General features: G+C 63.4%; 4 protein-coding genes. All 4 read left to right on the plus strand.

The features are described from left to right. Positions 1 to 3,596: beta strand repeat-containing protein (locus GM655_RS22795; RefSeq protein ID WP_371866903.1), on the plus strand; the 3,596-nt coding region annotated here is incomplete at its 5' end. Positions 3,597 to 3,900: 304 nt separating this feature from the next. After that, positions 3,901 to 13,134 (plus strand): SPM autocatalytic domain-containing protein, encoded by a 9,234-nt coding sequence (locus GM655_RS19910; protein WP_155436423.1) that lies wholly within the window; start codon positions 3,901 to 3,903, stop codon positions 13,132 to 13,134. Between the two features lie 198 nt (positions 13,135 to 13,332). Next, a complete protein-coding gene (locus GM655_RS19915; protein WP_155436424.1) occupies positions 13,333 to 15,483 on the plus strand; it encodes a peptidase domain-containing ABC transporter in 2,151 nt (716 codons plus the stop codon). Beyond that, positions 15,456 to 16,823, plus strand: coding sequence for an HlyD family type I secretion periplasmic adaptor subunit (locus GM655_RS19920; protein WP_155436425.1), 1,368 nt, complete (start codon positions 15,456 to 15,458; stop codon positions 16,821 to 16,823). Before GM655_RS19915 ends, GM655_RS19920 begins: the two co-directional genes overlap by 28 nt. Positions 16,824 to 16,832: the final 9 nt, after the last annotated feature.

The raw sequence follows: 16,832 nt of genomic DNA on the forward strand, positions 1-16,832 counted from the left end.
TGACCCCGGCCAGCATCGCAGCACTGGAAACGGCCGATCTGGCAGAAATCCGCACGGCGGCCATCGCGGCGCTGACGACGGCCCAGGTGGCCGGCATGAGCACCAACCAGATCAACACGCTGAGCACGGCCTTGCTGAGCACGCTGAGCAATGCTGCCGTGGGCGCCTTGACCACGGCCCAGATCGTTGCACTGACCACCGCGCAACTGAGCGCACTGACCACGGGCCAGGTCTCGGCTCTGACGGCCGCCAGCGTCGGCGCGATTGAAGTGGCTGACCTGTCCGGTCTGACCACGGCCAGTGTGGCGCTGTTGCGCAGCGCCCAGTTGTCGGCCCTGAGCACGGATCAACTGGCAGCACTGTCGACCGATCAGGTCACGGCATTGACGGCCGGTGCGGTTGGCGGTCTGAATACGCGCCAGGTACAGGCGCTGACGACGGCCCAGGCCAGCGTACTCAGCACTGCGCAGATCGCCGCCATGAACAGCGTCGCCATCGCTGCGCTGGAAACGGCGGACTTTGCCGCGCTGCGTACGGATGCCTTTGCTGCCTTCAGCGTGAGCCAGGTGAAAGCGCTGAACAGCGCCCAACTGGTAGCGCTGAGCACGGCACAAGCGGCCGCCATGACGACGGCCCAGTTGGCAGCGATAGCCGCCAGTGCGGTGAGTGGTCTGGAAACGGCCGATCTGTCGGCCATCAAGACGGCCACCATCGCCGTGCTGTCGAGCGCCCAGCTAGCCGCCATGAGCACGGCACAGTTGAGTACGCTGGCTACCGCCAGTTTCGGTGCGCTGAGTGCGTCTGCCATAGGCGCGCTGAGTACCGATCAAGTGGTGGCGCTGGGCTCCGACCAGTTCGCCGCAATGAGCACGGCGCAAACCGTGGCGCTTAGCAGCAATGCGCTGGGCGCACTCGAAGTGGCCGATCTGGGCGGTTTGACCACGGCCAATGTGGCGGTATTGCGTAGCGCTCAGCTCACGGGCTTGACTACGGCCCAGATTGCCGCACTGAGCACGGGCCAGACGGCCGCCTTCAGCTCGTCCCAGTTGGCTGCATTGAACAGCAAACAGCTTGCGGCATTGACGACGGCACAAGCTAGCCTGCTGAGTGTCGGCCAGGTGGCTGGTCTGAGCAGCATGGCCATCGCTGCGCTCGAAACGGCCGATGTGGCCGTGCTGGCGACGGCCACGCTGGCCGCCTTCAGTGCCAGCCAGATCAAGGGCCTGACGACGGATCAGATCGTGGCGCTGACCACGACCCAGGCCGGTGCACTGGGCAGCGCCCAGGTGCTGGCGCTGACGCCGGCCAGCATCGGTGCACTCGAAACGGCCGATCTGGCCGAGCTCAAAACGGCAGCGATTGCCGCACTGAGCACGGCCCAGGTGGCAGCGCTCAGCACCAACCAGATTAATACTCTGAGCACGGAACTGTTGAGCATATTGAGCAATGCCAGCATAGGCGCGCTGACCACGGCGCAAGTGGTGGCCCTGACCACGGCGCAGCTCAGCGTGCTGTCGACGGGGCAGGTGGCGGCCTTGACGGCGGCCAGCGTGGGCGCGATCGAAGTGGCCGACCTGTCCGGCCTGACCACGGCCAGTGTGGCCGTGCTGCGCAGCGCCCAGTTGAGCGCACTGAGTACGGCCCAGGTGGCTGCGCTGTCGACCAATCAGACGATGGCACTGACGGCGGCTGCATTTGGCGGGCTGAACTCGAACCAGTTGGCGGCACTGACCACCGACCAGGCCGGTGTACTGAGCACGGCACAGGTGGCTGCACTCAGCAGCAATAATCTGGCGACGCTGGAGACGGCCGACTTCGGCGCCCTGTCCACCAATGCCGTGGCCAGCCTGAGTGTGGCCCAGATCAAGGCCGTGAACACGGCCCAGGTCGTGGCGCTGAGCACGGGTGGCGCGGCCGCACTGGGCAGCGCTCAGGTGGCAGCGCTGAGCACCAACCAGATCACGGCGCTCGAAACTGCTGACCTGGCGGCGATCCGTACGGCGTCGCTGGCGGCACTGAGCAGCGTCCAGGCTGCGGCGCTGAGCACGGCGCAACTGAGTGCACTGCCGACGGCATCGCTGGCTGCCTTGAGTGCCGCAGCGGTTGGCGCGCTGGGCACGGCCGGCATAGTAGCGCTGAGTTCGGAACAATTCAGCAGCATGACGACGGCACAGATCGCGGTGCTCAGCACCAATAGTGTGGCAGCGATCGAGACGGCTGATATCGCCGGTTTGACCACCAGTGCCGTGGCAGCGCTGCGGACGGCCCAGATGGCCGGCCTCAGCACCAGCCAGATCGGCGCCCTGTCGACTGCGCAAATTGCTGCGCTGGCCAATGCTGCGTTCAGCGTGGGCCTGAACAGCGACCAGATCGGCGCGCTGACGACGGCCCAGACGGTGGCCTTGAGCACGGGCCAGGTTGCGGCGCTGTCCAGCCGCAGCATGGCGGCCCTGTCCACGGCCAGCATCGAGGTACTGGGCACGGCCACCGTGGCCCAGTTGACGACCAGCCAGATCAACGCACTGGGTGCTGCCCAGGCGGTGGCCTTGACGACGGCCCAGGTCAGCATCCTGACCACGGCCCAGGCTGCAGGTCTGTCGACCACTGCGCTGGCCGCGATGGAAACGGCGGATCTGATACAACTGAGCACGGCGGCGATTGCCGCGCTCAGCACCAAACAGGTGGCCAGCCTGCGTACGGCGGAAATCACCTCGCTGACTACGGCCCAGATCCATGCCATGACGTCGGCCCAGCTGCATGCTTTGAGCAATGACCAGATTCATGCGCTGACCACGGCCCAGACCGCAGCACTGAACTTCATGACGCCGCTGGTACTGGACTTGAATGGCGACGGCATCCAGACCGTGGCGCTGGCCCAGGGCGTGCAGTTCGATCTGGCGGCCAATGGCCAGACCGTACGCACGGGCTGGATCAGCGGCGGTGATGGCTTGCTGGTGCTCGATCGCAACCAGGATGGCGTGATCAACGATGGCGGCGAACTGTTCGGCACGGGCACCACGCTGGCCAACGGCCAGAAAGCCAGCAATGGTTATGCCGCACTGGCTGAACTCGATAGCAACGGCGATGGCGTGGTCGATAGCAAAGACAAGGCCTACGCAGCGCTGGGCGTGTGGGTCGACAGCAATGGCGATGGCGTGAGCCAGAGTACTGAGCTGAAGTCGCTGGGCGCGCTCGGCATCACCAAGCTGAATCTGGATGTGAGCGTAAATGGCAGCCTCAACAACGGCAACATCGTTGGCCTCAGTTCCAGCTACGAAACGGCCGATGGCGTCAGCCATGCAGCGGCGGACGTGTGGTTTGCCACCGCTAGCCCGGCCAGCTTGAGCAGCAGTGTCAGCGGTGTGGCGCATGCGCTGGCGGAATTTGCCGGTGATCTGGCAGCCGCCCATGCAGGCAAGCTGACCATGCCGGCTGGCCAGCATGAGGTAGGCCAGCAGGTGGCCCAGCTGGCCAGTGCCTTGCAACACTATAGTGAAAAACCGCTGGGTGGCGCAGGCCAGGCTTCCAGCGACAGTGATACCCGCTGGAAAACGGCACCGGCCCACCATGGTGTGCTGGCCCTGCCGAACAAATAAGTGGTATGGGCAGCAGGCTAGAGCCATGGCTCTGGCCTGCCGCTGGTTTGCAGCGTAGTAGAGTAATAGTTACAAATGGAGCTCACTGAAAGTTGCCGCGAGTAAACCGCGGACGGCACTAAAGTTGGCTCAGTTATTGACGTTAAGAACTAAAATACTGCCCCTTTTCAAGCGATTGAATCCGGCTTTTCAGCAATAAAATCAGTTTTAATACCCAATTTGACGTTGGAGCCCCGGGCAAAAGTCCCCGCCGGCTCCAATATTTGTCTCGATAGAATTGTGCAGTGCCCCTAGGAGAATGGAAATGAGCATCGTCCCAAGCATGAGTACCGACCAGATCGCTGAGCTGGCCACCCAAACAATTGCTGCGCTCGCGACCTCGGAACTGGTAATTCTCAGTTCGGCTCAAACACGGGCGCTGACCACCGATCAGATCGGCGCCCTGACTACTAGCCAGATCAGCGCGTTGACCACGCGCCAACTGACAGTAGGCCTGACGACTGACCAGGTGGTGGCACTGTCCTCGACCCAGGTGGGGGTACTCAATTCTGCCCAGTTCAATGCGCTAGCGACGGCATCCGTTGCGGCGCTCGAAGCGGGCGACTTCGCCGTGCTACGCAGTGCGACCATTGCCGGCATGGCGACTGCGCAAATGCTGGCACTGACCAGTGACCAGGTGATGGCGCTGACCACGACCCAGGCCGCGGCACTGACTTCAGCCCAGATGTCGGGCTTGACGACGGCCAATCTGGCGGCCATGGAAAGCCAGGATGTGGGCGCGCTGAAAACCGCGTTTATTGCCGGCCTGAGCACGGCGCAGATGGCGGCCCTGACTACTGACCAGATCGGTGCACTGAGCACGGGCCAGGTCGCGGCACTGAGCACGTCCGACCTCGCGAACGGCCTGAGCACCAATCAAGTGGTCGCGCTGAGCTCGAGCCAACTGGCCACGCTGAGCACCACCCAGTTCAATGCGCTGGGCACGAGCGCGATTGCCGCCATCGAGACGGCCGACCTGATCGCGCTGAAGACCACGATTATTGCCAACCTGCGCACGGCGCAGCTAGTGGCCCTGAGCACCGACCAATTCTCCAATCTGACTTCGAGCCAGATCGCCGCGCTGACCACCAGCAGCGTGCAGGCGCTGACCTCGGACCAGGTGGTAAGCCTGAACTCGACCCAAGTGGGCAATCTGAGTGCTACCCAGGTGGCGGCACTGAGCACGCTGAACCTTGCTGCCATCGAAACTGCGGATATCTCCTCGCTGAAATCGGCGGCGATTGCCGCGCTGACCACAGCCCAGGCCAAAGCCCTGACCACCGACCAGATCGCCGCCATGACTACTCAACAGATCGCTTCGCTCAATAGTGCTCAGGTAGCGGCCATGACCACCGCAGAAATTGCCGCCATCGAAGCGGCTGATTTCAGCTACCTGAAAACCAGCGCGATCGCCAATCTGAGCACGGCCCAGAGTGCCGCCCTGACCACCGATCAGGTAGCGCAGATGAGCACCAGCCAGATCACGGCGCTGACCACGGCCAATCTGGCTGCTGGCCTGACCACGGAACAGGTGGTGGCACTGTCGTCGAGTCAACTGGGCGCACTCAATACCGCCCAGTTCGCTGCCATCTCGACCGCCAATGTGGCGGCTATCGAAGTGGTCGATATCGCCGGTCTGAAAACGGTGAATATCGCTAACCTGAAAACTTCGCAGCTGGCTGCGCTGACCACCGACCAACTGGCCGCTCTGAGCACGGGCCAGATCAGTGCCATCACCACGGCCACCATGCAAGCCCTGACTTCGGACCAGGCCGTTGCCCTGACTTCGACCCAGATCGCTGCCCTGAGCGCCGGCCAGGTCAGCGCTCTGAGTACGCTCGACATCGCTTCCATCGTGGCTGCCAACATCGGCAGCCTGAAGACCGCCGCCATTGCCGCGCTCAGCACGGCCCAGACCAAGGCCCTGACCACCGACCAGGTGGTAGCTTTGAGCTCGCTGCAAGTGGGCGCGCTGACCAGCAGCCAGATCGGCGCGCTGGGCACGGCGGCCATCGCGGCCATCGAAACCAATGACATCGGCGCACTGAAGACCGTGGCCATCGCCAACCTGACCACGGCCCAGAGCGCAGCGCTGACCACCGACCAGTTCACCCAGATGGGCACGGCCCAGTTCGCGGCCATGACCACGGCCAATCTGGCGGCCGGCCTGACCACCGACCAGGTGGTGGCCATGAATTCGGCCCAGTTCGGTGCGCTCAATTCGGCCCAGTTCGGCGCGCTGTCGACGGCCGATATCGCCGCGATAGAAACGGCGGACGTTGCCACGTTGAAAACCTCCACCATCGCTGTGCTGGCCAGTAAGCAGTTGGCGGCGCTGACCACGGACCAGTTGTCCAGCCTGAATAGCGCGCAGATTGCTGCGATCACCACCGCCAATATGCAGGCGTTGACGTCGGATCAGGCCGTAGCGCTGACCTCGAGCCAGATCGCCGCACTCAGCGCGGCCCAGGTTGCGGCACTCAGCACGCTCGATATCGCGTCCATCGTAGCGGCCAACATCGGCTCGATGAAGACGGCCGCGATTGCCGGCCTCAGCACGAGCCAGATCAAGGCGCTGACCACCGACCAGATCGTTGCACTGAGCTCGCTGCAAATCGGCGCGCTGACCAGCAGCCAGATCGGCACGCTGGGCACGGCCGCGATTGCCGCGATCGAAACCAATGATATCGCTGCACTCAAAACCGTCGCGATCGCCAACCTGACGACGGCCCAGAGCGCGGCGCTGACCACGGATCAGTTCACGCAGATGAGCACGGCGCAGTTTGCCGCGATGACGACGGCCAATCTGGCCGCCGGCCTGACCACCGACCAGATCGTGGCGATGAATTCGGCCCAGTTCGGCGCCTTCAATTCGACCCAGTTTGGCGCGCTGTCGACGGCCGATATTGCTGCGATTGAAACGGCCGACATCGTCGGTCTCAAAACGGCCACCATCGCCAGCCTGACCACCAAGCAACTGGCAGCCCTGACCACGGATCAGTTCAGCAACCTGAGCAGTGGCCAGATTGCCGCGATTACCACGGCCAATATGCAGGCACTGACCTCGGATCAGGCCGTTGCGCTGACCTCGAGCCAGGTCGCCGCACTGAGCGCCGCCCAGGTCGCGGCGCTGAGCACGCTCGACATCGCATCGATTGATGCGGGCGACGTCGGCTCGATCAAGTCGGCCGCGATTGCCGGCCTCAGCACCAGCCAGGTCAAGGCACTGACCACCGATCAGGTGGTGGCCTTGAATTCGCAGCAGATTGGTGCGCTGACCAGCAGCCAGATCACGGCACTGGGCACGGCCGCGATTGCCGCCATCGAGACCAATGATATCGGCGCGCTGAAAACCGCTGCGATCGCCAACCTCAGTACGGCCCAGAGCGCTGCGCTGACGACCGACCAGATCACCCAGATCACGACGGCGCAGTTCGCGGCCATGACGACGGCCAATCTGGCAGCCGGTCTGAGCACGGATCAAGTCGTGGCCATGAATTCGGCCCAGTTCGGTGCGCTCAACTCGGCCCAGTTCGGCGCCCTGAGCACCAGCGATATCGCTGCCATCGAAACGGCCGACATCATCGGTCTGAAAACGGCCACCATCGCCACCCTGACCACCAAGCAACTGGCCGCGCTGACCACGGATCAGTTCAGCAGCCTGAGCAGCGCGCAGATCAGCGCGATCACCACCGCCAATATGCAGGCGCTGACGTCGGATCAGGCCGTAGCGCTGACCTCGACCCAGATCGCTGCACTCAGCGCGGCCCAGGTGTCGGCACTGAGCACGCTCGATATCGCGTCCATCGTAGCGGCCAACATCGGCTCGATGAAGACGGCCGCGATTGCCGGCCTCAGCACCAGCCAGATCAAGGCGCTGACCACCGACCAGATCGTTGCACTGAGCTCGCTGCAAATCGGCGCGCTGACCAGCAGCCAGATCGGCACGCTGGGCACGGCCGCGATTGCCGCGATCGAAACCAATGACATCGCTGCACTCAAAACCGTCGCGATCGCCAACCTGACGACGGCCCAGAGCGCGGCGCTGACCACGGATCAGTTCACGCAGATGAGCACGGCGCAGTTTGCCGCGATGACGACGGCCAATCTGGCTGCCGGCCTGACCACCGACCAGATCGTGGCGATGAATTCGGCCCAGTTCGGCGCCTTCAATTCGACCCAGTTCGGCGCGCTGTCGACGGCCGATATTGCTGCGATTGAAACGGCCGACATCGTCGGTCTCAAAACGGCCACCATCGCCGCGCTGACCACCAAGCAACTGGCAGCCTTGACCACGGACCAGTTCAGCAACCTGAGCAGCGCCCAGATTGCCGCGATTACCACGGCCAATATACAGGCACTGACCTCGGATCAGGCCGTTGCGCTGACCTCGAGCCAGGTCGCCGCACTGAGCGCCGCCCAGGTCGCGGCACTGAGCACGCTCGACATCGCATCGATTGATGCGGGCGACGTCGGCTCGATCAAGTCGGCCGCGATTGCCGGCCTCAGCACCAGCCAGGTCAAGGCACTGACCACCGATCAGGTGGTGGCCTTGAATTCGCAGCAAATCGGCGCGCTGACCAGCAGCCAGATCACGGCACTGGGCACGGCCGCGATTGCTGCCATCGAGACCAACGATATTGCCGCGCTGAAAACCGCTGCGATCGCCAATCTGAGCACGGCCCAGACGGCAGCACTGACGACTGACCAGTTCACCCAGATGAGCACGGCGCAGTTCGCTGCGATGACGACGGCCAATCTGGCGGCCGGTCTGAGCACGGATCAAGTCGTGGCCATGAATTCGGCCCAGTTCGGTGCGCTCAACTCGGCCCAGTTCGGCGCCCTGAGCACCAGCGATATCGCTGCCATCGAAACGGCCGACATCATCGGTCTGAAAACGGCCACCATCGCCACCCTGACCACCAAGCAACTGGCCGCGCTGACCACGGATCAGTTCAGCAGCCTGAGCAGCGCTCAGATCAGCGCGATCACCACCGCCAATATGCAGGCGCTGACGTCGGATCAGGCCGTAGCGCTGACCTCGACCCAGATCGCCGCACTCAGCGCGGCCCAGGTGTCGGCACTGAGCACACTCGATATCGCGTCCATCGTAGCGGCCAACATCGGCTCGATGAAGACGGCCGCGATTGCCGGCCTCAGCACCAGCCAGATCAAGGCGCTGACCACCGACCAGATCGTTGCGCTGAGCTCGCTGCAAATCGGCGCGCTGACCAGCAGCCAGATCGGCACGCTGGGCACGGCCGCGATTGCCGCGATCGAAACCAATGACATCGCTGCACTCAAAACCGTCGCGATCGCCAACCTGACGACGGCCCAGAGCGCGGCGCTGACCACGGATCAGTTCACGCAGATGACGACGGCGCAGTTTGCCGCGATGACGACGGCCAATCTGGCCGCCGGCCTGACCACCGACCAGATCGTGGCCATGAACTCGGCCCAGTTTGGCGCCTTTAGCTCGGTCCAGTTCGGCGCGCTGTCGACCACCGATATCGCTGCCATCGAAACGGCTGATATCGTCGGTCTCAAAACGGCCACCATCGCCAGCCTGACCACCAAGCAACTGGCGGCACTGACCACGGATCAGTTGTCCAATCTGAGCAGTGGCCAGATTGCTGCGATTACCACGGCGAATATGCAAGCGCTGACCTCGGATCAGGCCGTTGCCCTGACCTCGAGCCAGATCGCTGCACTGAGCGCCAACCAGGTCGCGGCACTGAGCACGCTGGACATCGCGTCTATCGATGCGGGCGACATCGGCTCGATCAAGACCGCTGCCATTGCTGCACTCAGCAGCAGCCAGGTGAAAGCCTTGACCACCGATCAGGTTGTGGCGCTGAGCTCGCTGCAAGTGGGCGCGCTGACCAGCAGCCAGATCACGGCACTGGGCACGGCTGCGATTGCCGCCATCGAGACCAACGATATTGCCGCGCTGAAAACCGCTGCGATCGCCAATCTGAGCACGGCCCAGACGGCAGCACTGACCACCGACCAGTTCACTCAGATGAGCACGGCGCAGTTCGCTGCGATGACCACCGCCAATCTGGCGGCCGGTCTGAGCACGGCGCAAGTGGTCGCGATGAATTCGGCCCAGTTCGGTGCGCTCAACTCGGCCCAGTTCGGCGCGCTGACCACCAGCGATATCGCCGCGATCGAAACGGCTGACATCGTCGGTCTGAAAACGGCCGCCATCGCCACGCTGACCAGCAAACAGCTGGCCGCGCTGACGACTGACCAGTTCAGCAGCCTGAGCAGCGCACAGATCAGTGCGATCACCACGGCCAATATGCAGGCGCTGACTTCGGATCAGGCCGTAGCGCTGACCTCGACCCAGATTGCCGCACTGAGCGCCGCCCAGGTCTCGGCACTGAGCACGCTGGATATCGCGTCCATCGTGGCGGCCAACATCGGTTCGATGAAGACGGCCGCGATTGCCGGCCTCAGCACGAGCCAGATCAAGGCGCTGACCACGGATCAGGTGGTGGCCTTCAGCTCGCTGCAGATCGGCGCGCTGACCAGCAGCCAGATCGGCACGCTGGGTACGGCTGCCATTGCGGCGATCGAGACCAACGATATTGCTGCCCTGAAAACGGCTGCCATCGCTGCCTTGACCACGGCCCAGAGCGCTGCGCTGACCACGGATCAGTTCACCCAGATGAGCACGGCGCAGTTCTCGGCCATGACCACCGCCAATCTGGCGGCCGGCCTGACCACCGACCAAGTGGTGGCCATGTCGTCGAGCCAGTTCGGTGCGCTGAACTCGGCCCAGTTCGCTGCGCTGACCACCAGCGATATCGCCGCCATCGAAACGGCGGATATCGTCGGCCTGAAAACCGCCATCATCTCGGCCCTGAGCACCAAGCAACTGGCCGCGCTGACGACGGATCAGCTGAGCAGCCTGAATACGGCCCAGATCGCCGCCATCACCACGGCCAATGTGCAGGTGCTGACCTCGGATCAAGCCGTAGCGCTGAGCTCCAGCCAGGTGGCTGCACTGAGCGCCGCCCAGGTTGCCGCACTGAGCACGCTGGACATCGCATCCATCGTGGCCGCGAATATGGCTGCCATGAAGACGGCTGCCATTGCCGGCCTGAGCACGAGCCAGGTCAAAGCCTTGACCACCGACCAGATCGTCGCGCTGACTTCGGTGCAGATCGGTGCGCTGACCAGCACCCAGGTCGGTACGCTGAGCACGGGGGCCATCGCCGCGATCGAGACCAACGATATTGCTGCCCTGAAAACGGCTGCCATCGCTGGCCTGACCACCGCGCAAAGCTCGGTGCTGAGCACGGATCAGATCACCCAGATGACGACGGCGCAGTTTGCCGCCATGACCACGGCCAACCTGGCTGCCGGTCTGACCACCGACCAGGTGGTGGCGATGAACTCGGCCCAGTTCGGTGCACTCAATTCGGCCCAGTTCGGCGTGCTGACCACGGCCGACATCGCCGCGATTGAAACGGCTGATGTGGTGGGTCTGAAAACGGCTACCATCGCTGCGCTGAGCACCAAGCAACTGGCCGCGCTGACCACCGACCAACTGGCCAGCCTGACCAGTGGCCAGATCAGTGCGATCACCACGGCCAGCATCCAGGCCCTGACCACGGATCAGATGGTGGCCATGAGCTCCAGCCAGGTGGGTACGCTGAGCTCGGCACAACTGGCGGCCTTGAGCACCCAGGCGATAGCCGCCATCGACGTGGCCGATGTCAGCGCCATCAAGACGGCTGCGATCGGTGCACTCAACACGGCGCAGACCAATGCCTTGACCACCGACCAGATCGCAGCACTGAGCTCGCTCCAGATCGGCGCGCTGACCAGCACCCAGGTGGGTGCGCTGGGTACGGCGGCAACGGTGGCGATCGAGACCAACGATATCGGCGCGCTGAAAACTGCGGCCATCGCTAATCTGCGTACGGCGCAGGTGGCAGCGCTCACGACGGACCAGATCGGCAGCCTGAATACGGCCCAGATCACCGCGCTGAGCACGGCCAACCTGGCTGCCGGCCTGACCACGGACCAGGTGGTGGCAATGAACACCAGCCAGCTCGCTGCGCTGAGCACCAGCCAAGTGTTCGCCATGACCACCAGTGCCATCGCCGCGATCGAAACCAACGATATCGGCGCGCTGAAAACGGCGATCATCAACAATCTGCGCACTGCCCAGGTGGCTGCGCTGACGACGGATCAGATCACCGCGCTGTCCAGCGCCCAGATTTCGGCGCTGAGCACGGCCAGCCTGCAGGCAGCACTGAGCACCAGCCAGGCGGCTGCGCTGACCACGCTGCAAGCTTCGGTACTGAGCTCGGCCCAACTGAGCGCCTTCAGCACCGGCGCGATTGCCGCACTCAGCACGTCCGACCTGACGGTACTGAAAACGGCGGCGCTGGCGGCGCTGGCGACGGCTCAGGTCGCGGCGCTGACGACGGACCAGATCGTGGCCATGTCGAGCGTGCAGGTAGGCGTGCTGAGCTCGACGCAGATCAAGGCACTCTCTACCAGCCAGCTGGTGGCGATCGAAACGGCCGATCTGGTGGGTCTGAAAACGGCAGCGCTGGCGGCCCTGAGCACCGCGCAACTGGCCAGCCTGACCACCGACCAGATCCACTCGCTGACCAGCGCGCAGATCTGCTCGATCACCAGCGCCCAGGTACCTGGCCTGACGACCGATCAGATTGCGGCACTGCCTTCGCCGCTGGGTACGCCACTGGTGCTCGATCTGAACAACGACGGCATCAATACGCTGAACCTGAGCGCCGGTGTGAACTTCGATCTGTTGGCAAATGGCAACAAGGTCAACACTGGCTGGGTAGGCGGCGGCGATGGTCTGCTGGCACTGGATCGCAACCATGATGGCGTGATCAACGATGGTGGCGAGCTGTTCGGTTCGGGTACCACGCTGGCCACCGGTCAGAAAGCCAGCAACGGCTATGCTGCCCTGGCCGAGCTCGATACCAATAGCGACGGTGTGGTGGATGCGAAAGATGCTGCGTTTGCCGATCTGCGTGTCTGGGTCGATGGCAATGCGGATGGCATCAGCGATGCGGCTGAACTGAAGACGCTGGCAGATCTGGGCATTACCAAGCTCAATCTGGATGCCAAGCAGAACGCGTCTCTCAACAACGGCAACATCGTCGGTATCACCTCGACCTACGAGACCAGCGATGGCAGCAGCCATGCGGCAGCCGACGTCTGGTTCCAGATGGGTGCGGCGGCAGCGGGCAGCAGCCTGAGCGCCTCGGTGAGCGGTCTGGCGGCGGCGCTGTCGAGCTTCGATGCAGCGGCCAGTGCCCCGGCATCGGCCAAGCTGGATCTGCCGGGCAGCAGCACGGCCGGCAGCACGGCGGCCGCGCTGGCCGATGCGATCAGCCGTTACGAGCAGCCGCTCAGCGGCAGCAGTGCGGCGGCCGATAGTGCCGAGTCGCTGCGCCTGAAAGCGCTGCAGAACGGCCAGCACAGCGGTATCCTGGCTGCCAAGTAAGTCGCGCGCAATGCGCTGAAACGGCAGGGCCTGTGGCCCTGCCGTTTTTTTTTCTAGGCCGTGAACAGGGCGGTAAACCGTGCTGTGTTCCAAGGACACAAAGTGTTCCTAGAGCAAGGGGGCTGGGTTAGAATCGACAGGCTGGCAAAGTAGTGCACCAATGCAAGCTGCGACCCGCAATTACTCTAGATCAGGCTTATGCAAGATAAATTTCCCCATACCGCGATTCAGTGTCTGAGCGCTATAGCGCAGCACCATGGCTTGCAAATCAATCCGGAACGGCTGATCGACGACTATGCTTTGCGGGCCGAAGAGCCGGGCAATGGCGTGCTGTTGCGCATCGCTGCCGAGATCGGGCTCAAAGCCAAGGCCGATACGCTGGACTGGGCGCGCCTGATGGCGCAGGGCGGCGTGTTCCCGCTGATGGCCCGTCTGATCGATGGCAATATGGTCATCGTGGTGGGCGTCAAGGCCGGTGCCGACGGTGCGGCCGACCAGGTCGCCGTCCTCAATCCGGCCCATCCGAACGCGAGCGTGATGCTGGTGGCACGTAGCGATTTCGAGCAGCGCTGGCATGGCGAGGTGCTGTTCATCAAACGCCAGCATAGTTTGAGCGACCCCAACCAGCCATTTGGCCTGCGCTGGTTCATCCCCGAAATTCTCAAGCAGAAATCGGCCTTCCGCGATATTTTCATCGCCGCCATCGCCATGCAGTTGCTGGCACTGGCGTCGCCTATCTTCTTCCAGCTGGTGATCGATAAGGTGCTCACCCACCAGAGCGTGACCACCTTGCAGGTACTGGCCGTGGGCATCGTGGCGGCGCTGCTGTTCGATGCCACCTTTGGCTTCCTGCGCCAGACGCTCACGCTGGCCGCTTCCAACAAGATCGATATGCGGTTGACGCGGCGCGTGTTCGGCCATTTGCTGTCGCTGCCGATCGATTTCTTTGAAACCACCAGCGCCGGGGTGGTAACGCGCCACATGCAGCAGCTCGAGAAAATCCGCAGCTTCCTGACCGGGCGGCTGTTCTTCACGGCGCTTGATCTGCTGGCTCTGCTGGTGTTCGTGCCCATCCTGTTCAGCTATTCGTTCAAGCTGGCGCTGATCGTGCTGCTGTTTGCCGGCATGATTGCACTGGTGGTGATGGCCATGGTGCCGACTTTCCAGCGCCGCCTGAATGCCTTGTATGCGGCCGAGGGCCAGCGTCAGGGCATGCTGGTGGAAACCATCCATGGCATGCGCACCGTCAAGGCGCTGGCCATCGAGCCTTCGCAGCGGCGCATCTGGGACCAGCGTTCGGCCGAAGCGATTACCATGCATTTCCGCGTCGGCCAGATTTCCATTGCCGGCAATGCCGTCACCGACTTCCTCGGCAAGCTGCTGCCCGTGATGCTGATCGTGGTCGGTGCGGCCGATGTGTTCGACAGCACCTTGTCGGTGGGCGCACTGATCGCGTTCCAGATGCTGTCGGGTCGCGTGACCCAGCCGCTGATTTCGATCGTGGGCCTGGTCAATGAATACCAGGAAACGGCGCTGTCGGTGCGCATGCTGGGTGAAGTGATGAACCGCGCACCCGAAGGGCGTGCCGGTGCGAATGGTTTGCGCCCCGTGCTGCAGGGCGAAATCCGCTTCGACGATGTGACGTTCCGCTACCCGGGCGCGCAGGCGCTGGCGTTGGACAAGGCCCGCTTTACCATCGAGCCGGGTACGGTAGTGGGCATCGTTGGCCGTAGCGGTTCCGGCAAGACCACCTTGACCAAGCTGATTCAGGGCCTGTATCCAGTGCAGGAAGGCATCGTGCGTTTCGATGGCATCGATGCGCGCGAAATCGAACTGTCGCACCTGCGCCGCCAGATCGGCGTAGTCCTGCAGGAAAACTTCCTGTTCCGTGGCACGGTGCGCGAAAACCTGTCCGTCACCAAGCCCGACGCTACCTTTGAAGAACTGGTGGAAGCGGCCGTGGCGGCCGGGGCGGATGAATTCATCGAGCGCCTGCCGATGGGCTATGACACCGTGCTGGAAGAAAATGCCTCGAATCTGTCCGGCGGCCAGAAACAGCGCCTGTCGATCGCCCGTACGCTGGTGGCGCGTCCGCGCATCCTGATTCTGGACGAAGCGGCGTCGGCGCTGGATCCGGAGTCGGAAGCCATCTTTATCAACAATCTGTCGCGCATCGCCGTGGGCCGTACGGTGGTGATGATTTCGCACCGCCTGTCCACGCTGGTGAATGCCGACAAGATCATGGTGATGCAACAGGGCCGGCTGATGGATGCCGGACGTCATGAAGAACTGCTTACCCGTAGCGAAACTTACCAGCACTTATGGAACCAGCAAACAAGTCACCTCTAAGCTTCAAGCGCCGCGCCAAGGATGAAACGGAAATCGAGTTTCTGCCGGACGCGGATGCAATCGAGCGCGGTCCCCTGCCCAAGTCGGTACGCCTGACGCTGCATGTGCTGCTGGCGGCGTTTGCCTTCTTCATCATCTGGGCTTGCGTCTCGCCGGTCGAAAAAATCGTCGTGGCGCACGGCCGGCTGGTCAATCCGCTGCCGAATATCGTGGTGCAGCCGCTCGATACCTCCATCATCCAGAGCATCGATGTGCGGGTCGGTCAGGTGGTCAAGAAAGGCCAGGTGCTGGCCACGCTGGATCCGACGTTTACCGCAGCCGACGAACAGCAACTGCGCATCCGCCGCGACAGTCTGGATAACCAGACGGCCGGCTTGCGCGCCGAACTGGCGGGCCAGGCCGGTCCGCGCAGCGGCGCCACGGCCAGTGCCGACGCCCAGTTGCAGGCACAACTGGCCAGCGAGCGCAAAGCCAATTACGAGGCGCAGAAAACCAAGATGGAGCAGAACATCGCCCGTCTCGAGCATGGGCTGGAAACCAACCGGCATGACCAGTCGATACTGGCGCAGCGGGTCAAGTCGCTGCGCGAAGTGGAAGCCATGCAGGAACAGCTGATGGCGGAACAGTTCGGCGCCAAGATGCATTTGCTGGAAGCGCGCGACCGCCGTCTCGAAGTCGAGCGCGACATGGATATGCAGCGTAACAAGGCCGTCGAAATGGCCAGCGAGCTGGCCGCCGCCAAAGCCGAGCGTGCTGCGTTCGAGCGTAGCTGGCGGCAGAAAGCCATGGAAGACCTGCTGAGCGCCACGCGTGACCGCGACGGCATCAATGAACAACTGGCCAAGGCCGACAAGCGCCACCGCGCGATCCGGCTGGTGGCACCGGCCGACGGGGTGGTGCTGGAAATCGCCAAGCTGTCGGTCGGTTCCATCGTGCGCGAAGCCGAGCCGCTGTTTACGCTGGTGCCGCTGGGCGCGCCGCTGGAAGCGGAAGTGCAGATCGATTCGCTCGATGTCGGCTATATCAAGCTCGGCGCGCAGGCCCACATCAAGGTCGATGCGTTCTCGTTCCAGCAGCACGGCATGTTGGAAGGCAAGGTCCGCACGCTGAGCCAGGACGCCTTCAAGCGCGACACGGCCGACAAGAATGGCGGCGGCCTCGATGCGTATTACCTGAGCCGCATACCCTACACGGGCAGCTTGCGCAAAATGCCCGAGGGCACGCGTTTGCTGCCGGGCATGACGCTGACGGCGGAAGTGGTGGTGGGCCACCGCACGGTGATGTCCTACCTGCTGTACCCGCTCACACGCGCGCTTGACGAATCGATACGTGAACCTTGACCGGAGCGC

It is taken from the genome of Pseudoduganella danionis (assembly GCF_009720775.1).
GTDB classification, from domain to species: Bacteria; Pseudomonadota; Gammaproteobacteria; order Burkholderiales; family Burkholderiaceae_D; genus Rugamonas; species Rugamonas danionis.